At 51.9% G+C, this 518-nt stretch carries 2 pseudogenes; both read right to left on the reverse strand.

The window, feature by feature from the left end:
* Positions 1-419 (reverse strand): annotated as a pseudogene (locus HMPREF3178_RS08210) (terminase large subunit); the annotation flags it as partial.
* A gap of 3 nt (positions 420-422) precedes the next feature.
* A pseudogene (locus tag HMPREF3178_RS29720) lies at positions 423-518 on the reverse strand (phage terminase small subunit P27 family); the annotation flags it as partial.

The raw sequence follows: 518 nt of genomic DNA on the forward strand, positions 1-518 counted from the left end.
GTCATATAAAGCCCGATGCCAGACGAAAGCGTTGATTTGGCATTTTTACGCGCTACTTCGTCATAGGCGGTACGAAAGCGACGCACAAACATGGGGTCGCCATCGTCGTCAAGAATGCTCTCAAACGTTATTTCATCTATCAGCGGGACGACAAAACCAAAAAGGTTAATCAGGATGAAGGTGTGCCAGTCCATCAACTCGATCGGCTTGCCGGTCAAGTGCCCCTTCACATGGGGGACGAAGTTATAAAAATCGAGAACGTGCTGGGCGCGGCCTTCATCAAAATAAACACCGCGCTCCGGGCCGTGCTCTAAATCATGAAAGAACCGCTGGCACGCAAGACGCACCAGTTCGCCAGCAACGATATCGCCAGATACCACGCGCTCGGCGTAGCGGAATCCATCTGCAACGGTTGCCATTCATCATTTGCGCTTTTTAAGAAATTCTTCCAGTGGGTCGGCTTCTGCCGGGCCTTTTGCACCAACCTTTGATCGGCTGGCAGGTGTCATGCCGAATTC

The sequence above is a fragment of the Klebsiella sp. HMSC09D12 genome (assembly GCF_001808475.1).
GTDB lineage: Bacteria > Pseudomonadota > Gammaproteobacteria > Enterobacterales > Enterobacteriaceae > Klebsiella > Klebsiella oxytoca.